We start from the raw sequence: 23,383 nt of genomic DNA, 5'->3' as shown, positions 1-23,383 counted from the left end.
CCAAATTGGATACCGGCCTTGCCTTTTCCGTTGGACAGGATGCGTCGGAACCTAAAGAAAAAGCAATGATCAATCTAAGACGCTTTGTTTTGATGTAGGGCTGGGCGCCTCGTCTTTAAGCAGCAGTAGCAACGCCACGACCGTCAATAGAACGCCCAAAATGATCAACCCGGGTGGCGTGCCATTGCCCAGGGCGACCTCCCACAGAATTACCCAGCTCGGCACCAAATAGGTGTAGGCCATCACCTTTGCGGACGGTAAGCGCATGGCGGCAAATTGCACCAAAACAAAGCTGGCGGCTGTGGCAAAGACTGAAAGGTACAAAAGGCCGCTCCATACCATAACCGGTAAGGTCAACCAATTGGTGGAGACAATATCCCGCCAGCCATAAATCACAAGCAGCAGACATCCGGCCATCAATGTTCCAAAAGTAAAGACAACGGCAGGCTCACCCCGGTTCAACTTTCGAACCATGGGGGTGTAAACCGCATGCGCCGCACAGCCGCAAAAATAGATGAGTTCCCCAATACCTATTTCAAAGGCTTGAAACGATTTCCAGTCGGCCCTGAATATCACCCATAGCGCGCCAAAAGCCCCGACGGTTAACGCGAACGCCATGCGTGGTGTCGTTATTTGTCGCAGCAAAAACCATCCCGCAAAGGCCGACATTATCGGAGTTAACGTGAATACCGCGGCCGCGCTTACCGAAGGCGCCGTCTTGAGGCCGTAAAACATCAGAACAAAATAGGTAGCGAATAAGCCGCCTAGCACGAAATACCGCCAAGGCGCCTGTGCCGAACCGGAAGACAAACCAGTTGTCAGCAGTGCAGCAACCCCGATGATACCTGCGGCAATCGCAAAACGCATCGCAGTCAATGCCGCGGGCGCGATTTCATTTGCAATCATGGATCCCAGCGAAAAGCTTCCCGCAACAAGTGCAGAAAATGCAAACATCGCAACGTGCCCGCGCCCCTGAGGGGTTAGGGCCTCCATTTTTTGGCCGCCTCCTTCAGGAATGTCAGAAAGGTCTGCACTTTGTTCGTGCGGTGCAGGTCAACATGCGTCACCAGCCACAAACTTCCCGACCACTCTGGCAACGGTTCCATCACCTCGACAAGATCCGGCAGGCGCGCCGCCTCCCAGCGCGCCATGAAGCCGATCCCCGCGCCAGCCTTCACAGCCTCGCGAATGGCAAGATTATTGGTGCATCGGAAGATGATGGCTTCAGTCGGGGCGTTTTCACGCAACCATTTGGAAAAAGGTGCTCGGCTTTCTTCGTCATCGCTGCCAACGAACAGGTGGTTGGCAAAATCCTCGACGCTCGCCGGTTTGCCGCGACTGGAGATATAAGACTTGCTGGCATACAAACCGATTTCCAAAGCACCAAAGGGCTGCACCACATTATCCGGCTGATCCGGGACTGCGCCTGCACGTATGGCTACGTGTGCTTCACCATATTCTAGCCGAAACAGCCGATCCCCAGTCAGGTAACGCACGATCAGATCAGGATGCATCTGCTGAAACTCAGTCAGCGTCGGGACGACAAGTGGAGCGAGCGAGGCCAGCGAGGTCACCACAAGTTCCCCAGACACGTCGTCACCACGCCCTTTCATTCGCCCGACAAGTTGGTTGAACTGATCTTCAGTTGCTTGAGCTACCCGCAAAAGGTCCTCTCCCGCATCGGTCGGAGTGTACCCGCGTGCGTGGCGTTGAAACAGTTTTACACCAAGACGGGACTCGATGGCATCGATGTGACGGATGACGGTCGCATGGTGTACGCCCAGGACTTCGGCCGCGCCGCTGACAGTACCCATCCGAGCCACCTGATAGGCAGTTCTCACTTCATCCCAATTGTCCATTGCAAATATTCCTATGTGCAAATACCAACAATACCTGTTGGTATATCCGTGTTTTGTTCGAAAACGCAACAATCATATTGGGAACGGAATTCACATCACCCTGCAAGGAGCAGCCGATATGACCAAGACCGTCCTTCACATTGATGCATCGCCACGACGCAAAGACTCGACGTCTCGTGACCTGTCCGGTCGCGTGGTGAAACACCTTGATCCCGCTCGCATTATCCGTCGCGATCTGGCTACGCCTTTACCCCTTTTGACCGAGGAATGGATAACCGCCAACTTCACGCCAGCAGATCAGCGAGACGCTGTACAACGAGATCTGTTGTCAATATCGGACGAGTTGGTACGTGAATTGCAGCAGGCAGACGCGATTGTAATCGGCTTACCCATTTATAACTTTTCGATCCCGGCCGCTCTTAAGGCGTGGATCGATCTTGTCGCCCGTGTTGGCCTGACTTTTAAATACACCGAAAACGGCCCTGTCGGTTTATTGCAGGGAAAGCGGGTTGTTCTTGCGATCGCATCCGGTGGAACTGCGGTCGGATCGGAAATTGATTTTGCCACCGACTATGCGCGCCATGTGCTTGGCTTCATGGGCATCAGCAATGTCGACGTCGTAGCTGCGGATCAGATGGCATTGGATGCGCAATCGGCTCTTAAGAATGCTCATCAAGCTGTGTCGTCGCTGGCTGCATAATCTCAGTCTGGTTTTTGCCGTATGAAACGTCCAATCTGCAGCCATCAAGGTGATTGCTGATTGGACTTTTAGCATGAAAAAGATTGGAATTCTGGGCGGTGTGGGCTGGGCGTCAACCGTGGACTATTATCGGGGCATCGCTGAGGGTGCAGGACGTTACTACACTGAACGTGGGTACTCCTCTCCCCTGCCCGTACCCCCGATGACAATCGAGTCGGTAACTCAGTCCGAAACTCGTGCTTTACGAGGCGAACCTGGCGATGAAGATAGCTGGGCCGCGTTCGATGCCGTTTTTCGCAATGCCATGTTTTCGCTGGAGCGTTCTGGGTGCGACTTTGCTATTATCGCGTCAAACACTCCGCACGCCAGATTGCACGCAATCCGCGAAGGTGTCTCGATTGATATCCTCAGTATATTCGATGCGACTGCAGAGACGACGGCTAAGACAGGGGCTGCGAACGCTTTGGTGCTTGGAACAACGGTGACCATGCAAGCCGACAACTATGCACAGCACCTTTCGGCAAAAGGCATTGAAGCAAATGAGCGGTTACCCGAGGCCGAGATTGCTGAGATGCAAGAGATGATCGACGAAGACTTTTATGGCGGCGCCTCAAGAAAAGCCCGAACGCGTCTGCTGCAATTCTGCAACCGCCACGCCAAACCCGGCGCAGCTATTCTATTAGCCTGTACGGAATTGCCACTCGCGTTCCCTGACCATTTGGATGATCCCGTCTTCGACTCGAATGGTCATTTGTTCGTCAATCCATCAGCCGCTCATGTCTCGGCAGCGCTGAAACGGGCACTGGAGGATTGATCAGGGCAACCATGTGACCGCGCAGCCGACCCGGTCAAAAAAAACCATCAAATCCGGACGAGGCATTGCAACGGTTCGATCATTTACAAGCGGATGCATGTTGATTACGTCCGCGCTTTGGGCCGTTGCATCCATCAGAAAGAACACGTTGCTTTTTACCCCGTTAATCATTGCCAGCGGGCTGACTGCACCGGGGCGGATGCCAAGGTGTTGCAAAAGTCGCTCTGGCGACCCAAACGACAGACCGCCAACCCCAAGCTGATTTCCCAACTGCTTAAGGTCGATCTCTCGGCTCTGCTCCAGTGACACCAGATAGTTTCGCTTTTTCCTGTCACGCAGATAAAGGTTCTTAAGACGCAGAGTATTTTCGCCAGATACCACAAACTGGTCTTCAACAGACTTGGCGTCCTCGACCGTGCGCAGAGGCATGTGTGTATGCAGACGATAAGTCAGACCCCAGTCGTCCATCTGCGCCAACAAGGAGTCAGAACTAAGCGGCAATGTATCCTGAAAGTCAGACGATGCATCCATGAGAACCTCCTGATATCAGGTGCTCATGGCTTATATCCCGGGGAATTTCAACTGTGGGACAACTGTTGGGTTCAGTGCTAGCATGCAACTATGAAAATCAGGCGAAACACACCGGATCAACTTATTCTTGCTGACACACCATGGTTCATCGGGATCATGTTGATCATTTTCATTATGGCATTTGTCGGCCCCGGCATTTTACTCATGAGTACCGGGGGCGAGAACATCTGGTTCGGCTTGATTTTCGCCCTTGGCGGCGGCGGGCTAGGTTTCGGCGCCTTTTGCGTATTTGTCCGACGCGTGCAGGTAATACTGGACCGCAAAAAGGACAGTGTCTTAATTCGCCGTCAATCAGTTTTTGGTTATCAGGCTGTCGAGCACAAGCTATCCAACCTGTCCCATGCTGAACTGGAAAGCACGACGTCCACGCGTGAGGGTCGAACCTCGACGCTTTATCGTCCTGTTTTAGTTCTCGACAAAGGTATGAGCGCAGGCCGCCACCCTATTGTCGAGGTATTTACCAACGGATCCGGCTCTCACAGGATGGTAAGCACAGTCAATGACTGGCTGCCTGCGCGCGTGGTTGACTCTGACACTCAATCCGCCTAAATCCGCCGAAACATCCGGAAGAGAATAACCTTCCGGTCCCTTGAGTCATTCAGGGATCGCCCCCCACCAGCGAGTTTCGCCCGTGGGGGCGTTTGTGCATTTAACCGGCGCATCCTATGTAGGGCACGCCATCAGATAACCGGCATAGGAGGCCGAAGGCATGTTTGAAAATCTATCCGAACGCCTTTCTGGCGTCTTTGACCGGCTGACCAAACAGGGCGCTCTGTCCGAAGAAGACGTCAAAGCGGCCCTTCGCGAAGTGCGTGTGGCACTGCTTGAGGCTGACGTTTCACTTCCGGTTGCCCGTGAATTCGTCAAGAAGGTACAGGACAAAGCGACTGGACAGGCCGTGACCAAGTCGGTCACCCCCGGCCAACAGGTTGTCAAAATCGTGCACGACGCATTGGTTGATGTGCTGCGCGGTGACGAAGACCCCGGCAAGCTCAAGATCGACAACCCACCTGCTCCGATCCTGATGGTCGGTCTCCAGGGCTCTGGTAAAACAACGACCACAGGCAAGCTGGCCAAGCGCCTGAAGGAAAAAGAAGGCAAAAAGGTTCTGATGGCATCGTTGGACGTCTATCGCCCGGCAGCTATGGATCAGCTGGCAGTGCTTGGCACGCAAGTTGGCGTGGATACTCTGCCGATAGTTCCCGGCCAGAAACCCGTCGATATCGCCAAACGTGCAAAGCAGCAGGCGACATTGGGCGGCTACGACGTCTACATGCTCGACACTGCGGGGCGCCTCCATATCGACGAAGTTCTGATGGATGAGGTCGAACAGGTCCGCAACGCAGTTGACCCTCGCGAAACTCTGCTGGTGGTCGACGGCCTGACAGGTCAGGTCGCTGTTGAGGTCGCCGAGGAGTTCGACGCAAAGGTCGGCATCTCAGGCGTGGTCCTTACGCGAATGGACGGTGACGGGCGCGGCGGCGCGGCGTTGTCGATGCGCGCGGTCACTGGCAAGCCTATTCGTTTTGTTGGTTTGGGCGAGAAAATGGACGCGCTCGAAAGTTTCGAGCCGGACCGGATCGCCGGCCGTATTCTGGGCATGGGCGACATCGTGGCCTTGGTCGAAAAGGCCCAGGAAACGATGGAGATGGAACAGACCGAGCGCATGATGAAGCGCATGGTCAAGGGTCAGTTCAACATGAATGACCTTAAACTGCAGCTAGAGCAGATGATCCAGATGGGCGGCATGCAGGGCATGATGGGCATGATGCCCGGCATGGGAAAGATGGCCAAGCAGATGGATCAAGCTGGTCTGGACGACAAGATCCTGCGCCAGCAGATCGCCCTGATCCAATCGATGACCAAACGCGAACGCGCTAACCCCCAATTACTTCAGGCTAGCCGGAAGAAGCGCATCGCCGCCGGTTCGGGCATGGAGGTCAGCGACCTCAACAAGCTGCTCAAAATGCATCGTCAGATGTCGGATATGATGAAGAAGATGGGCAAGATGGGCAAAGGCAAGATGCTGAAACAGGCCATGAAAGGCATGTTCGGCAAAGGCGGTCCCTCGCCGGAAGAAATGGCCGCAGGTATGGACCCAAAAGCGCTGGAACAGGCTGCCAAAGCAATGGGTGGCAAGATGCCCGGCATGCCCGGTATGGGCGGCGGTATGGCTCTGCCGCCGGGTCTGAGCGGATTTGGAAAGAAAAAGTGAACCTAGCCCCCACCATAACGACAGCGCGCTTAAAGCTGCGCCATCACGTGATGCAGGATTTTGCTTTGCTTCACAATGTGATGGGTAGTGAGCGTTCGCGATTTATGGGTGGCCCTTTCTCATTGAAAGACAGCTGGCAGACTATCGCCTCAGAAGTTGGAAGTTGGTCTCTTCTTGGTTTTGGTAGTTGGGCCATCGAACGTTCCGAAGATTGCAAACTTGTGGGCCAAGTAGGAATCAACCGACCCGCCCATTACCCAGAAGCCGAAATAGGTTGGATGCTGTTGGATCAATTCGAAGGGCACGGGTACGTAACCGAGGCAGCCTACGCAGCACTGAACTGGGCTTGGAAACAGGGTTTCGAAACGCTCGTTAGTTATATTACACCCGGAAACGACGGATCAGTCGCTGTGGCGCGGCGTCTAGGTGCGAAGCGCGATGCCTACGCACCTTTGCCTCAGGGAGAAACGCCCAGCGAAACAATCGTTTATCGGCACCTTGCCACAAACGCCGATGGCGGGATGGAAACCTATCGATGATCGCTGAGTCCATACCCACTGTTGAAACTGAACGCTTGATAATGAGAGCACCCTGCGAGGCCGATTTTGAAGCCGAGGCAGAGTTCTTTAATAGCGAACAATCGAAGTTTGTTGGCGGGCCAAAGCGTCCTGACGAAACGTGGCGTTCCATTGCCATGCTTTTGGGGCACTGGGCCATGCGCGGTTACGGGTTTTGGGGCGTCGAGGAAAAAAACTCGGGCGCTTATGTTGGTCGCGTTGGATTGTGGTACCCGCACAGCTGGCCCGAGCCCGAAATTGGTTGGACCCTGATGAATCATGCAACCGGCAAGGGTTATGCCACTGAAGCGGCCATTGCCGCTCGCGCCCATGCCTATGATGTGTTGGGCTGGGCAACTGCGATTTCGCTGATTGATCCAGATAATATGGCCAGCAAGGCGGTAGCCGAAAGGTTGGGCGCTCAGTTTGAATATACCTATGAGCACCCGGCGTTTGGAACCATGCACGTATGGCGACATCCTGCACCAGCAGATTTGGTGAATGGCGGAATGGGGGCTTATGCATGACCTCGTTCGCTATTCCAAGTGTCGAAACAGAGCGCCTGATCCTTCGTGCACCCTCGATGGATGATCTACCCGCAATGACTGCATTCTTTTCGACGAAACGTAGCCACATGGTTGGCGGTCCAAAGGATGAACTGGGTTGTTGGAGCTCGTTAACGGGCCGACTGGGTCACTGGGCGCTTAGGGGCTATGGAATCTGGCATTTGACTGAAAAGGCCTCCAACGAATTCGTTGGGTGGGTGGGAATTATCGACATACCCGGATGGGACGAACCAGAGCTGGGATGGGTTTTGATGGAAGAAGCCGAGGGCAAAGGCTTGGCGTTCGAAGCTGCACAATCGGGACGCGACTATGCGGCACGCCACCAGGGCCTAAACGGGGTCATAAGTTACATCGCCCATGCAAACGATAGATCTCTCGTGTTGGCTGAAAGGCTTGGCGCCACGTATGAGCGTGAAGGCGAGCTGCTTGGCAAACGCGCTCAGGTTTGGCGACATCCGGACATCGATACTACGACCACCGGATTGACTACCGAAAGGAATGGCCAATGACCGACGCTGTAACCCAGGCCGCCACAATCTTGAAAGAGCACCGCAAAAGCATCGATAGGCTAGATGCGATCCTTGTCTACACGCTGGGTGAGCGGTTCAAACACACACAAGCCGTCGGCAAGTTAAAGGCACTTCACAACCTTCCCCCGTCCGATCCAACGCGCGAGGCAACTCAGATCGCGCGTTTAGAAGAAATGGCGAAAGAGGCCGAATTGGATCCCGATTTCGCCAAGGCTTTCCTGAACTTCGTTATTCAGGAAGTCATCCGTCACCACAGGAAACAACAGGAATGAACCTTTGGTTCAGCAAACAACAGAACTAACCGGCCTTTGCCGGACACGCCATTCAAAGGAGATACCACCATGGCAATGAAAATTCGTCTCGCCCGCGGCGGCTCGAAAAAACGTCCTTTCTACCGCATCGTAGCGGCCGACAGCCGTATGCCGCGCGACGGTCGTTTTATCGAGAAACTGGGCACCTACAACCCGCTGCTGCCGAAAGACAGCGAAGAGCGCGTGAAAATGAACATGGAGCGCATCCAATACTGGCTGGATCAGGGTGCGCAACCAACCGACCGGATCGCACGTATGCTCGAAGCAGCCGGGACGCGTGAGAAAGCGGAGCGTAACAACCCGCAAAAAGGCACCCCTGGCAAGAAAGCTCAGGAACGTGCAGAAGAGAAAGCTTCGAAAGCTGCTGAAGCCACTGAAGCTGCGGAAGCGCCCGCTGAAGAAGAAGTGGCCGCAGCAGAAGAATAATCGGAACGATAGCGTGCAGGATCACGCATTCACCGATGAGTTCCGCATGCAGTTTGATCTGTTGATGCGGCTTCGTCGTGACGTGCGCCGATTTCGCACCGATCCAATTGACGAGGCAGTGCTCACGCGCTGCCTCGACGCATTTCTAAGGGCGCCTTCCGTGGGATTGAGCGAACCCTGGCGCTTGATCCGTGTCGATAGTGAAGCCGCCCGCTCTGCCGCACTTAAGAATTTTCAGGCGGCGAACGAGCAGGCACTTGCGGGCTACTCCGGTGAAAAAGCCTTGAGCTATAGCCGCCTCAAATTGTCCGGCATGCAGGAAGCCCCTGTGCAATTGGCAGTCTTTTGCGACGACTCTACCACAAAAGGAATGGGTTTGGGTGCCGCTACAATGCCTGAGACACGGCGGTATTCCGTAGTGTCTGCAATAACACTTTTCTGGCTTTCTTTGCGCGTCGAGGGGTTGGGAATGGGTTGGGTGTCCATCCTGGATCCCGAACAGTTGAAACGGGACCTTGACGTCCCCGACATTTGGTCTTTGGTGGGATATTACTGCATTGGCCGGCCGCAAATGGTCTCAGACCAACCTGAACTTGAACGCTCAGGCTGGGAGCGGCGGCGCGATGCGATGCTGATCGAAATACGCTGAGGACATATGTTCGGACTTATAAGATTGCCTTTATTACTTTGCATTGCTTTCGTTGCCGGAGTTTTGTTTGAGCGTAACGCACACACAGACAGATGTCTTGACGCCGGCGGTCGCGTTGTGGCGAATTTATGCGAAGGAGGACGCAGATGAGTGATCTGGTCTGCGTAGGCAGCATCACAGGCTCTTACGGCGTGCGCGGTGAGGTAAGGCTTAAAAGCTTTTGCGCGGTTCCCGAGGATATCGAGGTTTATTCACCTCTGACCGATGACACTGGCAACGAACGCTACCCGCTTGTGCTGACACGGCAGATCAAGAACGGCTTTGCTGCTCGATTGGGCGGAATCGAAACAAAAGAGCAGGCGGACGAGCTGAAGGGCCTGCGATTGTATGCGCGTCGTGATCAGTTGCCGTCGTTGCCGGATGACGAATTTTATCACACTGACCTGATCGGTCTTGACGTCTATGATACTGGCGGGACATTGCTGGGCAGCGTGAAATCCGTTCAGAACCACGGCGCGGCTGACCTTTTGGAACTTCATGGGCCAGGCCTGAACTCAACCGTCTTGCTGCCATTCACCCGCGAAGCGGTTCCAACCGTCGATCTTGAAAAAGGCCGAATTGTTGCCGATCCACCCGAAGGATTGCTTTGATGCGCCGGGTTATGCTGCACCTGGGTTTTCACAAAACCGGAACGACAGCAGCCCAATCCTTTTTGTTTGAAAACCGGGAACTTATCTGGCCGCAGTACGCGCTGGTTCTGCCTTTTCGCACACGCAAGACAGGGCTGGCGGACGCCGCAACGCATTTTTCAATCTATGGAACCCATGACGCTCTAACTGCTTTCAGCAATCAAATGCGCAAGATGTTGTGCACATTGGACCTTGGCGCAAGACGCGGGCTGATACTGAGTGAAGAGAATTTCTCGGGTTTGCGACCCAGCCGTAATCCTGCGGTGGGTTATGAGGCTGCCCCAGACCTGGCGGCATGTCTGGTCGGATTGATCCGCAATCGATTTGCAAACGAGCGCATGGAAATTACCCTCTATCTGTCGCTAAGACGGCGCTCGGACTGGCTTCGTAGCCTGTGGGCCCATGACTTGCGACGCACAAGGCTGCTTCTGGACTTTTCGACCTATCAGGAACGATTGACAACGATTCAATCACCCGAGGACGCGGCCAACGCTATTCGGGACCACCTGCCGAACGTAGATGTACGCACTCGATGGCTGGAAGATTTGCGAGAGCAACCACTTGGCCCTGGCGCACCCTTCGCAGAATTTCTTGGTATGTCAAAAGATCAGGTCGGCAAACTTGTGACGCCTTCACACACCAACCCCGCGTTGCCCGATACCGTGCTTTCGGAAATGTTAGCATTGAATCGGTCCACTCTGGACGAAGGCGAACTGTTTCGGCAAAAGAAGGCTCTTGATAGACACGCCCAAAACGACCTGATCGGTACAGAATGACAGACCAATCCGGCAAATCCCACGGCCGCAAGGCGATCCGCCCTACCTTGACACCGCGCGAGTTGATGACGGCAACGCCGGACCTGCACGGAGTTTGGAAGGCCAAAATAATCACTCTGTTTCCTGGCGCCTTTCCCGGCGTTTTGGGTGAAAGCTTAACCGGTAAAGCTTTGCAAGACGGCTTGTGGCAGCTTGATACGATCGATCTACGGCAGTTTGGTGTCGGCAAGCATCGAAATGTCGACGATACCCCCGCAGGCGGCGGCGCGGGCATGGTCTTGCGTGCTGACGTTCTGGGCGAAGCCATCGAGTATGCCATGACGGGTATACGGGGCAACTGGCCTATCATCTACCTCAGCCCTCGTGGTCGCCCGATGAACCAACAGATGATGCAGAATTTGGCGCGTTGCGACGGCATCACCCTGTTGTGCGGTAGATTTGAAGGTGTGGATGAGCGCGCCTTGGAACACTACGGAGTTCAGGAAGTCTCCTTGGGCGATTTCGTATTAACCGGGGGGGAAATCGCGGCCCAGGCGCTTATCGACGCCACGGTTCGGCTTATCCCGGGCGTTCTGGGCAATCAGGCTTCCACAGAGCAAGAGAGTTTTTCCTCCGGTCTACTGGAACACCCGCAATACACGCGCCCTGCGGAATGGAACGGCCTAAATATCCCTGATATTCTTATGTCGGGTCATCACGGTCGTATCGCGAATTGGCGCCATGAAATGTCGGAGCAAATCACCCGCGAGCGGCGACCAGATTTGTGGGAGAGCTATTTAAGGTCACAGAAAAAGAATAATGATTAAGTCGCAGCGATCTAACTGCGTGCCGCTGATACCAATTATTGTTGTTGGACCCGCAAACTTTCAATTTACCAGCCGCCAGTTCTGAGTGAACAAAAACTGCACGAATATTGGCTTAAACAGGCATATTCATGATCAGGAGGCCCCAGCCTTCCACCGGGCCCATATATCTGGCGAGCCATTGAAAGTGTTGATGTCCACCTTGCCCTTTACCCCTGGAACCAGACCGGTGCCAGTGTACTGCCAAAACCGCCAAATGGTTCGTGGATAAACATTGCGCGGATGGCCCGCGACTGAGCGCAACCAAAAATCCGTTTTGGGCAATCGTGCGATGTCTGTATCTTCGTAAAAATCTACTGTGGTGTAAATGATGGGCCGGCGACCATAATGTCGCTCCAAGATGCTAAGGAAACGCTCTGCTTCGGCGCGAATTGTTTCCCCATCCGGACGAAGAGTGCAGGTTTTGGAATGAGGCGTCCATTCCATGTCCAGCACATGTGGCAGGTCTGCACCCTTGGGTACATTGCGAATAAACCATCGGGCCTGTTCTGCAGCCGGACGACAAAAATAATAGTAGTGATAGGCCCCCCAAGGTACGCCCGCCGCCTGCGCGCCTCGCCGGTGATCGTCGAAAAGCGGGTCGGAAAAATCCCCGCCTTCCGTCGCCTTGATAAAGGCGAAACTTACCCCTGCAGCCTTGGCAGTTCGCCAATCAATTTGACCCTGCCATCGTGAAACATCCAACCCGTGAACCGGGTAAAGCCCGGGATGCCGCCCTTCCCAATCGTGAGGATCCGCATCCCCGAATTTCGGGAATATAACTGACGGAGAAGTCGTGTCAGCAAATGCCATGGGTTCGACAGCCTGCGGCTGGGGGCCGCGACGCCCGCATGAAATTAGCGCGACGGCCAAGATGGCCAAAATGACGGCTTTGCGCATCGTCTGTTCCTATGCTTGAAATCTGCTCGTATAATTACCCCAAGAATGCCTGATCGACGGAACAAGGCAACGATACATTTCTCAGACGGCGAAAACCCACCGTATGCCCTCTGTTTTACGACAATTTAGGCTTGATCACCGGCTTCAAATTCCTTAAACGACCTCAATCCGGTGCCACGCCAAGTGACTCCGGTGTTTTGGTTTGCTACTTGGCACTACGCCCGGCTTTCTTCTGCAAGGGCACAACATAGCAAGCCAAGCCGAAGAAACATTCGATCTGAACTCTGGCGGGCTGTTCGCAGGACCCGATGAAGACCAAGAGCTCTCAGACCGTGCCCAAACTTCGTGGACCAACCACGAGCAGATAGGAGTAACTGCGATGGACCTGATCGCACAGCTTGAGGCGGAACAGATAGCCGCCCTGGGGAAAGACATCCCCGACTTTAAGGCCGGCGACACCATTCGTGTCGGCTATAAGGTGACCGAAGGCTCACGCACGCGTGTTCAGAACTACGAAGGCGTCTGTATCGCGCGCAAGAACGGCGATGGAATCGCCGGATCGTTCACTGTTCGCAAAATTTCGTTTGGCGAAGGCGTGGAGCGTGTTTTCCCGCTGTATTCGACAAACATTGACAGCATCACCGTTGTTCGCCGCGGTAAAGTCCGCCGCGCCAAACTGTACTATCTGCGCACGCGCCGCGGTAAGTCCGCGCGTATCGCAGAAGTCACCAACTATAAGCCCAAGGCTGGCGCCGAGGCGTAAGGAGCGGAAAGATGAAAAAAGACATCCATCCCGATTATCACCTCATCGACGTCAAGATGACCGATGGCACCATCGTTCAGATGAAGTCGACATGGGGTTCAGAAGGCGATCAGCTTGCTCTGGAAATCGACCCGTCCTCTCATCCGGCTTGGACCGGCGGCGGTACCCGTCTGTTGGATGCAGGTGGTCGCGTATCGAAATTCAAAAAGAAGTACGAAGGTCTGGGTTTCTGATCCATTCCATTCTGATTTCGAAAGCCGCCCTCTTTCGGGCGGCTTTTTAATTTTGATATGGTCGACGCCGAATTCGGCAACCCAAACCAGAATGGTATGGCGATCATTCAAGATAGAGCCAGCGACTTCCCTTTACCTTTCCCAAATCGATCTCGTGAACGCCATCTTTGACGGTGTGCGCTGCTGATACGTCACCGACGCGCCCGTCACGGGAAATCAATTCCAAATCTGGCCGAGCTTGTATCCGCAAAATGCCTGTTATGGGTTCAATACGGAAATTCTCGTCTTCGGGATGTACAGAAATCGCGCGTCCGGAAATCGAAATAAGAATGCGCCGTGCTTGCGTTAACGCTGATTGATCCAAACTCTGCACTGCGATCGCTGCCATAGGGTTATCGACGTTAAACTCAACATTTGATGTCTTTACGGGTTCGCCGTGAAAACGCCCGGCAACTATCTGACTGTTTTCAGCATTAACGACAAACTGACCTTTTTCGAATGCTCTGAAAAACTCTCCGGTATCTGCTTCAACCACGCCCGATCCCGACTTTAGATAAGAGCGATCAGGATCCAAGTCCTGGTAACTTTTACCAGTCAGGTTAGTCGCAGTCAGCCATGGCAAAGCGGGTGTCTCGGGCATACACGTAACTAACCGGCTTTGCTCAATGATCGTACGAATGCCAATGGAAGTATCGGGTGCAATCGAACGGCCAAAGAAATCTGAAGCATCGGGGCACAAGGCATAGGTTTGTTCTGCCTGCCTTATATGCCCGGCGCGGTAAAGGATCGCGGCAGCGGGCATCATCCAGATCATTCCCGGATCACTGGCAATGCTCCAGTTTTCAGGAAAAACATGTCCATTCAATCCTTGTTGCGAATACCCGTAGACCATCATTGCGTCCCACCCCTGAAACGCGGCCATTGCAGCCACACGAACGGGTGCAACAAAACGATCTTCAGCCAAAGTAGTCCCGATATTCCACTCAGAAACGCTCAGAGGCAGACCGTCGACTTGTGCGATAGCTAACCAATCAAGCAAACCTGCTCGTTGCCGCGGATCAAAATCTATTTCTCCTTCCCATCCATAGCTGTGCGTATCAATGATGCCCCCGCGCATTTGCGAGGGCAAACCGGCAATTGACATCTCGCCCCAAAGGCTCGTCGTGGAAATTAACCCGTCAAACCCGGTATCCCGGACTGACTGTGCCATCCTGTCAAAGAACTTGTGCTCAAGGTCGTTAAGAAAAATCTTGGACGGCCCAAACTCCCACGCCCGCCAAGTCCTTTCCGCGTCAAACCCTTGTTCCTTTGCGAATGCATTTGCCAAAGCCATGTAAGTTTCGGAATGCCGTGGAACGCCTTTGTCTGGTAAAAGTATGTTCCCAAAATGATGTGTCAGATCGTTTTCATTGGTAATCTGAACGGCAATCACGGCTGGCTCTTCAGAATAACTCAGACCTGTGTATTTGTTTTTGTGGGACAGAAACGCGGTTTGAAATTCTTTCATAAGGCGTTCGATGCTTGGTGAAACAAAGTTGAAACCCACGGCATCAGCTTTGTCCTGCCCACCGGCAAGTTCTTCGAAATTTTCTACTCCGTCTGACGCAGTAAAGCGGCGGCCAACATGAAGATCGAGCCAGATGTAGATACCTTCGTCCTTTAGGGCAGTTATCCATTGATCCAGCTTGTTCAACCACGCAGGATTGAGCTGGGTCGTAGTTTTCGCATTCTCGCCAAATATGTTCGGCTGAACCCAATCGGAGTCGTGATGGTGAATTCGCACCAGATTGAAGCCCAACTGAGCCAACCTTTTTGCATGCGCCTTAATGTTCCGAGGCTCGGTAAAGTAAATAGCGTATGCCTGCAGATTTGCGCCCCAAAACCGGATGGGCGTACCGTCTTCGAAGATCAGTTGATCCCCTTGCGCCATTACGCGCCCGTGAATGCCCGCAGGTTTGTGGTTCAACCCACTTAAGTCCGGTGTCGCGGTCCGAAGTGTGATTTTGTCTAGTGGCCAGTCTTCCGAGGCTTCAGCAACATCGCGGGCTGAGTGCAGCGTGAAGAGGCAAAGACATATAATAAACAGTATCGAATGTATGTTTCTCACAATACAGTTCAAAAAGGCACCCAATCAGAAAATTGCTATAGTCAGATCATAAGCTGCAACGCGCTGAAAGCTTAGTTAAATATTGTCGCCGCTTTCAACTTTTGTCTTTGACCAGTTGCTTTGCGTCTTGAAGCGGGGGCACTGGCCCACGCAACAAAAGGAGCGCAAGAAAAACCGCAATCGATGCCACCAAAGCCGCACACAGCATTGCACTGTCAAACGCATTATCTTGTATGTCCCTTAGGGCTTTGGCCAGCTCGGTACCGGATTGCGGGTCCATCTGGGAAATGAGTTGCTGAATCTGGCTTGGTGTCCCATGCGTCAAAGCATGAGAAAGGTCTTCCCTTTGTGACGATTCAGCAGGCAGCGCGGCAATCACTTCAGAAAGTCCGGAACGGGTCGTTCTGGCCTCGGCCAAACCACCGACGACGGCGCCTAACGTTGCGCCAAAATAAAGGAAAGCGTTGATTACACCTGAACCTTGACCGACATGTTCCTCTGGCAACAGCCTCAGCCCCAGCCTCGGCAGCAACGAAAACCCTATACCTAGTCCAACGCCCAAAACGACTAGTTTCCACCAGATTTCGGAATAGCCTGTGGAGTTTGTGGTCGAAGTTAGCAGAAACAATCCGAAAGCCATGCATCCCATACCCAAAATGACGGGCCATTGGAAACTGTAGGGTGCCAGAAACCGGGGGGCGGTAACTGAAACGGCAAACATACTTAGGCTGAGCGGCAATATCGCTGCCCCTGCTCCGATTGCCGTGTACGCAAATGTATCCGGAGATTGCACGAACGTGTTAAAGTAAACAAAGAAACAAAACAGGGCAAAACCTGTAAAAAACATGCCTGTCGCGGCCATCAAGTATCGGGGATGGCGGAAATATCGCAACTCGATCAAAGGGTCATCGCTGCGACGCGAAGTTGTGATCAGCGCAAAAACAGCGACAGCCGAGACACATAATGGAACAAGCGTGGTTACGGTACCCCACCCTTTGCTTTCACCGTTGCTTAAGGCAAATGACAATGGACCAAGCAATAGAACAAGAGCCACGGCGCTGGGAAAGTCAAATTTTGCCCCTTGCAGCCTTGTGTCTGGTACATAATTCTGTCGTTGCACGCGCAATCCGATTATGAAAGCAGCTACCAACAATACCAAATCAATCGCAAATACGCCTCGCCAGCTGATGTAATGGGCAAATGCCCCGCCAACGACCGGACCGAGACCGATGGCCAGACCGACGATCGCGCCCCATGCTCCTGTAACGCTGGCTCGTTTTTCTTCCGGCGTCGCCGCGGTGAGCAAAGACAGCGACGTTCCGAACAAGGCGGCGGCACCCGCCCCTTGCGCTCCGCGGCCTATTAACAGCATCGCGGCGTCCTGCGAGAAAAGAACCAACCCAGACCCAACTGCAAAGACGATCATTCCAAAGAAGAACACACCCATTTTGCCGGTGATATCCCCCAATCGGCTGACAATTGTGACCAGTGTGGCACTAACCACCGTGTAAACGGCCATTACCCACTGCAAGCCTGACGGGCCTAAATCAAATTCAGCCTTAAGGTTGGGAAGAATGGTCGCCACTGCCGTCGTGTTGAATCCGACAACCATCATGCAAATAGCGGTCATGGCCAAAACCACTCGCGCACCGCGCATATCAGACGTTTCCTTGGAAACTTTCATCTAAAGCCCCGCCTCACGATGTCTCCACATTACCGGCCCGGCAAAGGCGACTGGTTTGATCTAAATTTAGGTCCTCCGACGATAACTTATAGACAATAAATCGGTTTTTGTCGCCGATTGATGTCAGTCAGGTAATTTGGGCACTCAGATCCAATAGGAAAGGGCCAAAGGCAGAACGATTATGGTCGTCAACGTTGAGACCAGGATAAAACTGGCGACATCCGGCCCGTATTCCGGAACATGTTGATCAATGAACAAATAGGTCGCCACTGATGACGGCATCAGACAACAAAGGATCAACGCACCTCGTTCAACCCCTGTAAATCCGAAAATCCAGATCAGCGCAGAAGCAATGATAACTGCCATGACAAGGTGCAGCGCCGTCAAAAGAACAGCACGCGCAAGGCTATTTACACGCAAAGTGGCCAGGGTATGCCCAAGCGTGAGCAACATCAGAGGGATCGATAACCCTCCCAAAATATCAAACGACTTTGCAATTGGCTGCGGTAAGCTTTGCCCTGTAGACATCAAGATCAGCGAAAAAATTACCGCGTAAATAATCGGCGACGTAGCCAGCTTTTTGGGCGAAAACTCTCCTGCCGGAATCCACATGCCCACGGTAAAAATGCTGATGAGCACCACCACAACAAAGGCCATTGTATAAGCCATTCCCGCGTCGCCCAGCGCCAACAAAGTGATTGGCAAGCCGATATTACCCACGTTGCCGTGCATCAGTGGTGTCAGAAAGGCACGTATTGGCAGATGTAGCATCTTCAATACAACGAATCCCAAAACTCCGAACCCCGTGACGGCCAATGCCGCAGCGGTCATCATGTCAATAAACGTGCCAACCGCTAGTTTGGTCGTGGACAAATGCGAAATAATCAAGGTCGGGTACCCGACTTTTGAAACGATCCCGCCAATCACCTTGTTGTCAAACGGTGCGTCGATCAAAGCAAGGCAGTAACCAACGCCGGCGCAAATCAAAACTGGCAGTACCACATTCAGAACATTGAGAAACAAGTGATCCAATCCCAGCCCTCCGCGCCGTTGAAGTCACACTGAGACCTGACCAGGGTTTTGGCAAGAAGGCGAATTTGAAGAGACGAGCGGGTCTCGGACCATCGAATTCAAAGCTGATATTGCTATAAACTACGGCTTAGAGTTCTTCCCTTCCTGCGCCACACAACATATAGTGGCTTACAACAACGTGTGGGCAAACACGGCGGGACTTGGGAATACAGGCATGGCACATATTATTGTGGTCGGAAACGAAAAGGGCGGTGCAGGTAAATCGACCGTCTCAATGCATGTGGCAACCGCACTTGCCCGATTGGGGCACAAGGTCAGCACACTCGATCTGGACCTACGTCAACGAAGCTTGGGCCGTTACTTTGAGAACCGTATAAATTTTATGAACGGTTCGGGGATTTCTTTACCAAGCCCGCGCCATCATGACTTGCCCGAGATTGACGCAAGCAGATTGAAACCGGGTGAAAACATCTATGATCACCGCCTTTCCGCGGCAGTTTCAGAGTTAGAAAGTGACAGCGACTTTATTTTGATCGACTGCCCCGGCTCACACACGCGCCTAAGTCAGGTCGCGCATTCCCTGGCAGACACACTTGTCACACCATTGAACGATAGCTTCATCGATTTTGACCTGCTTGCCCGGATTGACTCCAAGGGCGAGAAAATTCTTGGCCCGTCCGTGTATTCCGAGATGGTCTGGAACGCGCGTCAGCTTAGGGCGCAGGCAGGGTTGAAACCTATCGATTGGGTCGTGGTGCGCAACCGTGTCGGTACACAGCGCATGGTCAACAAGGAAAAGATGCAGCGCGCTATCGAGATGCTGTCGCAACGGATCGGCTTTAGGGTTGCCTCCGGCTTTTCCGAGAGAGTTATTTTCCGCGAATTGTTCCCACGTGGACTGACACTATTGGACCTAAAAGACATCGGTGTAAAACAACTGAATATCTCCAACATCGCGGCACGACAGGAATTGCGCGATATGATGAAGGAACTGAACTTACCCGGCGTAGAAATAGACTTTTGATTAACGCACACGGCTGAGTTGCGGCAAGGTCCGATCACTTTCTACAGTAGGGGGAATAGTTTGCGTTTAGCTTCTTAACAGTCAGGAAGCCTATTGGTGCGATCGAAGGCATATCTGACACTGCCTTTGTATTGAAAAGAAATCACTTTACGCCGGGGTTTGCCCCTTGACGAAGCGAACGCAACACCGCTCTCTCAGTGTAACCTTGGTAACAACACCTTGTCAGCGAAAAGCGAATGACGCTCGTTTATTATTTCAACATCTCAACTCAATGCTTGCGGCCCTTTTTCACAGCCTATGAATTGTAAAAAGCTCTTTGGGTTCGGCCACGCCTCGCAACATGTAGCGCCCTACCGAAACCAAATCGTGTTCGCACGGTTGCGCCGCGCGCGCCACGTCATCTGACAAAAGAATCCGTTGGCCCAGCGAACGGTGCATTCCGGCAATTCGAGCTGCTTGATTAACCGTCGGTCCAATTACAGTGAAATCCAACCGGCTTTCTGCGCCTATGTTTCCGTAAAGAATTTCTCCGGCATGCAAAGCCAGAGTGAAGTTAGTCACTGGCAGAGAGTCTGCTAGGCGTCGGGTGTTTAATTCCGCCATTCTTTTTTGCAGGGCAGCCGTCGCGTTCAGCGCCGCACGCGCATCGGCGTCGATCTCGCCCACATCGAAAATGGCCATAAGCCCATCGCCCATGAATTTCAGGATACTGCCGTGGAATTCGTGAACGACGTCGACCGCGACAGCCAGATAATCATTCAACATGTCAATGATCTCAAGCCCGGGCAGCTCTTCGGACAGGCCAGTAAATCCTTCCAAATCAAAATTCCAAACCACAGCGTCAATCTGCTGCAAGGAACCCCTTCTAATTTCGCCAGAAAGCACTCTTTGACCTGCGTCACTTCCTAGATAAACCCTCATCAGGTCCTTCGCCACGGTCGCGCTGGAAGCAGATTTCAAGGCCAGACCCAAATGCGGCAAAGAACTGATTATCAAAGAGAGATCTTGAGGCTGGAACCCTTTCGGCGCATTTGTCGCCCATGACATCAATGCCCCATCAATACGCCGGTTTTCACCTAGTTGATTGAGTTTTGCGGGCGCGCCAAAATTGATTCCAGTCGCATAATACTCAGTCGCGCCTTTTTCACGCAGTTCGTTAATCAACGGAAATCGACTGGCCGTGTTCTGGTCAACTAAACGTTCGTGAACTGCATCCAATCCCTCATTAAGTATGGCATAGAGCGGACTTTGCCGCCATTGCTGGCTAGGGGTTTCGCTATAGTCGAATGTCTGAAAATCTCCGCCCTGATCATGATACCAACTGTAACCGGTGCCGCCATAGGCCGGATGCAGAGCAGGTTGCGCCGAATGAAAACGCATAAGCGGTACATCCAGATCCAACAATTTTCTGCAATAGCCGTCCAGAAGATCATGCTCGCCGGTTCCTTCCAGACCACGCGTTACCAGCCAATTTATGAGATCATTGGATTTCGCTGAATCGGTGTCTACGGCTGCCATAGTTCAATCCTACCTCATTGAGACTCACATCTGGTGGCCAACACGTCGAAATTCCAGTGGTCAATCCAATCCAGCCAAACGTCGCAACATAGTGCGCAGCAATTCCGCCTCTGCAGTGGTGAACTGCGCTACTAGTTTGCCGTCGTAATTCCGCGCGATTGAGCGCAGCTCACGATAAGCGGAAGTGCCCATTTGAGTCAGCGAAAGACGCTCGGCCCGCCGATCATTTTCATCTCGGATTCGTCTGAGAAACCGACGTTGTTCCAGTTTACGTACTGCGCGACTGATCTTGGTTTTGTGAATCTTGGCTCTTTGACCGATGTCTCGCGCTGTCATTTCGCCATAATTTCCAAGGTGAAACAGCACCCGCCATTCCGTACGCAGCATTCCAAATCGGTTCTTATAAACCTGCTGAAACTCAAGCGAGCTTGCCTCGGCCGCCTGATTCAGCAGGAAAGGCAGAAAATTCTGAAGGTCGAATTCATCTTTTTCGTCGTTTTTTGGGTGTGTCATCCTTGTTAGTTACAAAAACAACTATTATCCGACAAGCAGGAAAGAGAGGACCGCGCCATGAATCGCCCCACTGATCCGCATCATTTGACCCAGGCTGCGACGCCTGTTGGAACCCACGCCGGATACATGCCCGGCTTTGGCAACGATTTTGAAACCGAAGCTCTGCCAGATGCTTTGCCACAAGGGATGAACAGCCCGCAAAGATGCAATTATGGCCTGTATGGTGAGCAGTTGAGCGGAACTGCCTTCACCGTCCAACACCCAGAGCGGACATGGTGTTACCGTATCCGCCCTTCGGTAAAGCACTCGCACCGATACGAGAAGATCAATCTTCCCTATTGGAAATCGGCACCAAATGTCGACCCAGATGTGATCAGCCTTGGTCAATATCGTTGGGACCCTGTACCCCATTCTGCTGTTGGGCTGACTTGGCTGACAGGCATGCGCACAATGACCACCGCAGGCGACGTGAACACTCAAGTTGGCATGGCAAGCCACATTTACTTGGTTACCGAATCGATGGTGGACGATTATTTCTTTTCCGCCGATTCCGAACTGTTGGTTGTACCACAGGAAGGCCGTCTTCGATTTGCGACAGAATTAGGAGTCATTGATCTCGAGCCAAAGGAAATTGCTATTCTTCCGCGTGGACTGTTGTACCGTGTCGAAGTTTTAGAGGGTCCGGCGCGCGGATTCGTTTGCGAAAATTACGGACAAAAATTCGAATTGCCTGGGCGAGGACCAATTGGCGCCAATTGCATGGCCAATCCGCGCGACTTCAAGGCACCTGTCGCAGCTTTTGAAGACCGCGATGCGCCTTCAGCCGTCACGATTAAATGGTGTGGTCAATTCCACACCACCAAAATCGGTCATAGTCCTTTGGATGTCGTTGCATGGCACGGAAATTACGCGCCGTACAAATATGATCTTCGAAATTATTGCCCTGTCGGAGCCATCCTTTTCGATCACCCGGACCCTTCGATCTTTACCGTATTGACCGCCCCGTCCGGGCAACCCGGCACCGCAAATATCGACTTTGTTCTGTTCCGGGAACGCTGGATGGTGATGGAAGATACCTTCCGTCCGCCTTGGTATCACAAGAACATCATGTCCGAGTTAATGGGTAACATCTACGGCCAATATGATGCCAAACCTCAGGGTTTTGTCCCCGGTGGCATGAGCTTGCACAATATGATGCTACCACATGGGCCGGACAAAGAAGCTTTTGAAAAAGCTTCGAATTCCAACTTGGGACCTGACAAGCTGGATAACACTATGTCATTCATGTTCGAGACACGTTTCCCGCAACATCTGACGGCGTTTGCGGCGAACGAAGCGCCGATGCAAGATGACTACATTGATTGTTGGACGGATATCGAAAAGAAGTTTGATGGTACCCCAGGAAAGAAATAGCCGATATGGGCTTTGATATCTGGATCACTTATGTCGCGACCGTCCTGCTATTGATGAGCACGCCCGGCCCCAGCCAATTGCTGATGCTGTCGAATTGTGCTGTCAATGGTCTTGGACGCGGAATATTCACTGCTGCGGGGGATTTAACGGCCAACTTTTTGCAGATGTTGGCGGCCGGCCTTGGACTGGCAGCGTTGATTGCTGCATCCGGCAGCGCATTGACGGTGATCAAGTGGTTAGGTGTCGCTTATTTAATCTTTCTTAGTGTGCGAACGATCCTGAGAGCCGAACGCAAGGCAATGCAAATAGCCGCGCTCGCCAGTCGCAAATCTTTGTGGTTGCAAGGTTTTATTACCTCAGCAGCCAACCCTAAGGCAGTGGTGTTTTTTGCCGCGTTATTTCCCCTGTTCATCGATAGTGCTCTGCCCTTTTGGTCACAATTTGCTATCCTATCCGCCACATACCTGATCTTGGATGCCATGTTTCTTACCGTCTACGGCGGCAGTGCAAGTTGGCTGGCCAAGCGCCTTAAAGGTCCGGCCAGGTTATGGCTGGACCGGATCGGTGGAAGTTTCATGATTGCGGCTGCTATTTTGCTTGGGCTGAAATCCATCCGCCCCGGTTCGTAAACCCGCAGGCGAAACGCCTGTCCGCGCGACAACTAAGGACGA

The 23,383-nt window shown here is 53.0% G+C and carries 27 protein-coding genes; 18 read left to right on the top strand and 9 right to left on the bottom strand.

The window, feature by feature from the left end; all coding sequences use genetic code 11:
- Window positions 1–69: 69 nt before the first annotated feature.
- Both GOV45_RS09575 and GOV45_RS09570 read right to left on the bottom strand, forming a co-directional pair.
- The gene (locus tag GOV45_RS09575) at window positions 70–993 is read right to left on the bottom strand and encodes a DMT family transporter (protein WP_170476811.1); all 924 of its coding nucleotides are present in this window, start codon (window positions 991–993) and stop codon (window positions 70–72) included.
- Entirely contained in the window at window positions 981–1,859 is an 879-nt protein-coding gene (locus GOV45_RS09570) for a LysR family transcriptional regulator (protein WP_170476809.1), read from the bottom strand. Before GOV45_RS09570 ends, GOV45_RS09575 begins: the two co-directional genes overlap by 13 nt.
- A gap of 118 nt (window positions 1,860–1,977) precedes the next feature.
- On the opposite strand from GOV45_RS09570, the gene GOV45_RS09565 reads away from it, so the two are divergent.
- The gene (locus tag GOV45_RS09565) at window positions 1,978–2,559 is read left to right on the top strand and encodes an FMN-dependent NADH-azoreductase (RefSeq protein WP_170476807.1); all 582 of its coding nucleotides are present in this window, start codon (window positions 1,978–1,980) and stop codon (window positions 2,557–2,559) included.
- Between the two features lie 73 nt (window positions 2,560–2,632).
- Window positions 2,633–3,373 carry an aspartate/glutamate racemase family protein gene (locus tag GOV45_RS09560; protein ID WP_170476805.1) on the top strand — a complete coding sequence of 247 codons (741 nt, stop codon included), beginning with the start codon at window positions 2,633–2,635 and terminating at the stop codon, window positions 3,371–3,373.
- Here GOV45_RS09560 and GOV45_RS09555 read toward each other — a convergent pair whose 3' ends face one another.
- Window positions 3,374–3,904 carry a prolyl-tRNA synthetase associated domain-containing protein gene (locus tag GOV45_RS09555; RefSeq protein ID WP_170476803.1) on the bottom strand — a complete coding sequence of 177 codons (531 nt, stop codon included), beginning with the start codon at window positions 3,902–3,904 and terminating at the stop codon, window positions 3,374–3,376.
- Window positions 3,905–3,994: 90 nt separating this feature from the next.
- Between GOV45_RS09555 and GOV45_RS09550 the strand changes: the two genes are divergently transcribed.
- The 11 genes from GOV45_RS09550 (at window position 3,995) to trmD (ending at window position 11,489) form a co-directional block, all read left to right on the top strand.
- Window positions 3,995–4,513, top strand: coding sequence for a hypothetical protein (locus GOV45_RS09550; RefSeq protein WP_170476801.1), 519 nt, complete (start codon window positions 3,995–3,997; stop codon window positions 4,511–4,513).
- Window positions 4,514–4,673: 160 nt separating this feature from the next.
- The gene (gene ffh / locus GOV45_RS09545; RefSeq protein WP_170476800.1) at window positions 4,674–6,179 is read left to right on the top strand and encodes a signal recognition particle protein; all 1,506 of its coding nucleotides are present in this window, start codon (window positions 4,674–4,676) and stop codon (window positions 6,177–6,179) included.
- Window positions 6,176–6,718, top strand: coding sequence for a GNAT family N-acetyltransferase (locus tag GOV45_RS09540; protein ID WP_170476798.1), 543 nt, complete (start codon window positions 6,176–6,178; stop codon window positions 6,716–6,718). The genes ffh and GOV45_RS09540 overlap by 4 nt, the downstream gene beginning before the upstream one ends.
- Window positions 6,715–7,263, top strand: a complete 549-nt coding sequence (locus GOV45_RS09535) for a GNAT family N-acetyltransferase (RefSeq protein ID WP_170476796.1) — start codon at window positions 6,715–6,717, stop codon at window positions 7,261–7,263. The genes GOV45_RS09540 and GOV45_RS09535 overlap by 4 nt, the downstream gene beginning before the upstream one ends.
- Entirely contained in the window at window positions 7,260–7,811 is a 552-nt protein-coding gene (locus GOV45_RS09530; RefSeq protein ID WP_170476795.1) for a GNAT family N-acetyltransferase, read from the top strand. The genes GOV45_RS09535 and GOV45_RS09530 overlap by 4 nt, the downstream gene beginning before the upstream one ends.
- Window positions 7,808–8,104: a chorismate mutase gene (locus tag GOV45_RS09525; RefSeq protein WP_170476793.1), complete on the top strand. Its 297-nt coding sequence runs from the start codon at window positions 7,808–7,810 to the stop codon at window positions 8,102–8,104. The genes GOV45_RS09530 and GOV45_RS09525 overlap by 4 nt, the downstream gene beginning before the upstream one ends.
- A 69-nt stretch (window positions 8,105–8,173) precedes the next feature.
- The gene (gene rpsP, locus GOV45_RS09520; protein ID WP_170476791.1) at window positions 8,174–8,569 is read left to right on the top strand and encodes a 30S ribosomal protein S16; all 396 of its coding nucleotides are present in this window, start codon (window positions 8,174–8,176) and stop codon (window positions 8,567–8,569) included.
- A gap of 13 nt (window positions 8,570–8,582) precedes the next feature.
- Complete coding sequence (bluB, locus tag GOV45_RS09515) at window positions 8,583–9,218, top strand: 5,6-dimethylbenzimidazole synthase (RefSeq protein WP_170476790.1); 636 nt, start codon at window positions 8,583–8,585, stop codon at window positions 9,216–9,218.
- Window positions 9,219–9,364: 146 nt separating this feature from the next.
- A complete protein-coding gene (gene rimM, locus GOV45_RS09510) occupies window positions 9,365–9,868 on the top strand; it encodes a ribosome maturation factor RimM (RefSeq protein WP_170476788.1) in 504 nt (167 codons plus the stop codon).
- Window positions 9,868–10,683, top strand: a complete 816-nt coding sequence (locus GOV45_RS09505; protein WP_170476786.1) for a hypothetical protein — start codon at window positions 9,868–9,870, stop codon at window positions 10,681–10,683. The genes rimM and GOV45_RS09505 overlap by 1 nt, the downstream gene beginning before the upstream one ends.
- Window positions 10,680–11,489 carry a tRNA (guanosine(37)-N1)-methyltransferase TrmD gene (gene trmD / locus GOV45_RS09500; RefSeq protein ID WP_170476784.1) on the top strand — a complete coding sequence of 270 codons (810 nt, stop codon included), beginning with the start codon at window positions 10,680–10,682 and terminating at the stop codon, window positions 11,487–11,489. The genes GOV45_RS09505 and trmD overlap by 4 nt, the downstream gene beginning before the upstream one ends.
- Window positions 11,490–11,621: 132 nt before the next feature.
- Here the strand turns inward: trmD and GOV45_RS09495 are convergent, their stop codons facing one another.
- Window positions 11,622–12,425, bottom strand: a complete 804-nt coding sequence (locus GOV45_RS09495; protein WP_170476783.1) for a glycoside hydrolase family 25 protein — start codon at window positions 12,423–12,425, stop codon at window positions 11,622–11,624.
- Between the two features lie 379 nt (window positions 12,426–12,804).
- On the opposite strand from GOV45_RS09495, the gene rplS reads away from it, so the two are divergent.
- A complete protein-coding gene (gene rplS, locus GOV45_RS09490) occupies window positions 12,805–13,188 on the top strand; it encodes a 50S ribosomal protein L19 (protein WP_170478030.1) in 384 nt (127 codons plus the stop codon).
- A gap of 11 nt (window positions 13,189–13,199) precedes the next feature.
- Window positions 13,200–13,421 carry a 50S ribosomal protein L31 gene (gene rpmE / locus GOV45_RS09485; protein WP_170476780.1) on the top strand — a complete coding sequence of 74 codons (222 nt, stop codon included), beginning with the start codon at window positions 13,200–13,202 and terminating at the stop codon, window positions 13,419–13,421.
- A 103-nt stretch (window positions 13,422–13,524) separates the two neighbouring features.
- Here rpmE and GOV45_RS09480 read toward each other — a convergent pair whose 3' ends face one another.
- The 3 genes from GOV45_RS09480 to GOV45_RS09470 form a co-directional block, all read right to left on the bottom strand.
- Window positions 13,525–15,528 carry a cellulase family glycosylhydrolase gene (locus GOV45_RS09480; protein ID WP_367648668.1) on the bottom strand — a complete coding sequence of 668 codons (2,004 nt, stop codon included), beginning with the start codon at window positions 15,526–15,528 and terminating at the stop codon, window positions 13,525–13,527.
- Between the two features lie 94 nt (window positions 15,529–15,622).
- Window positions 15,623–17,212, bottom strand: a complete 1,590-nt coding sequence (locus GOV45_RS09475) for an MFS transporter (protein WP_170476779.1) — start codon at window positions 17,210–17,212, stop codon at window positions 15,623–15,625.
- A 144-nt stretch (window positions 17,213–17,356) separates the two neighbouring features.
- Window positions 17,357–18,244 carry an AEC family transporter gene (locus GOV45_RS09470; protein WP_170476777.1) on the bottom strand — a complete coding sequence of 296 codons (888 nt, stop codon included), beginning with the start codon at window positions 18,242–18,244 and terminating at the stop codon, window positions 17,357–17,359.
- Between the two features lie 214 nt (window positions 18,245–18,458).
- Between GOV45_RS09470 and GOV45_RS09465 the strand changes: the two genes are divergently transcribed.
- Entirely contained in the window at window positions 18,459–19,268 is an 810-nt protein-coding gene (locus tag GOV45_RS09465; protein WP_170476775.1) for a division plane positioning ATPase MipZ, read from the top strand.
- A gap of 288 nt (window positions 19,269–19,556) precedes the next feature.
- Here GOV45_RS09465 and GOV45_RS09460 read toward each other — a convergent pair whose 3' ends face one another.
- Together GOV45_RS09460 and GOV45_RS09455 are read right to left on the bottom strand one after the other, a co-directional pair.
- Window positions 19,557–20,786: an adenylate/guanylate cyclase domain-containing protein gene (locus GOV45_RS09460; protein WP_170476774.1), complete on the bottom strand. Its 1,230-nt coding sequence runs from the start codon at window positions 20,784–20,786 to the stop codon at window positions 19,557–19,559.
- A gap of 60 nt (window positions 20,787–20,846) precedes the next feature.
- Window positions 20,847–21,299, bottom strand: coding sequence for a MarR family winged helix-turn-helix transcriptional regulator (locus tag GOV45_RS09455; protein ID WP_170476772.1), 453 nt, complete (start codon window positions 21,297–21,299; stop codon window positions 20,847–20,849).
- Between the two features lie 57 nt (window positions 21,300–21,356).
- On the opposite strand from GOV45_RS09455, the gene hmgA reads away from it, so the two are divergent.
- Entirely contained in the window at window positions 21,357–22,712 is a 1,356-nt protein-coding gene (hmgA, locus tag GOV45_RS09450) for a homogentisate 1,2-dioxygenase (RefSeq protein WP_170476770.1), read from the top strand.
- Between the two features lie 5 nt (window positions 22,713–22,717).
- Window positions 22,718–23,341 carry a LysE family translocator gene (locus GOV45_RS09445; protein ID WP_170476767.1) on the top strand — a complete coding sequence of 208 codons (624 nt, stop codon included), beginning with the start codon at window positions 22,718–22,720 and terminating at the stop codon, window positions 23,339–23,341.
- The last annotated feature ends 42 nt before the right edge of the window (window positions 23,342–23,383 follow it).

The sequence above is a fragment of the Ruegeria arenilitoris genome (genome assembly GCF_013035425.1).
GTDB classification, from domain to species: domain Bacteria; phylum Pseudomonadota; class Alphaproteobacteria; order Rhodobacterales; family Rhodobacteraceae; genus Ruegeria; species Ruegeria arenilitoris_A.
Note: the sequence above shows the minus strand (reverse complement) of the source record. Positions and strands in the feature narration are given on the sequence as shown.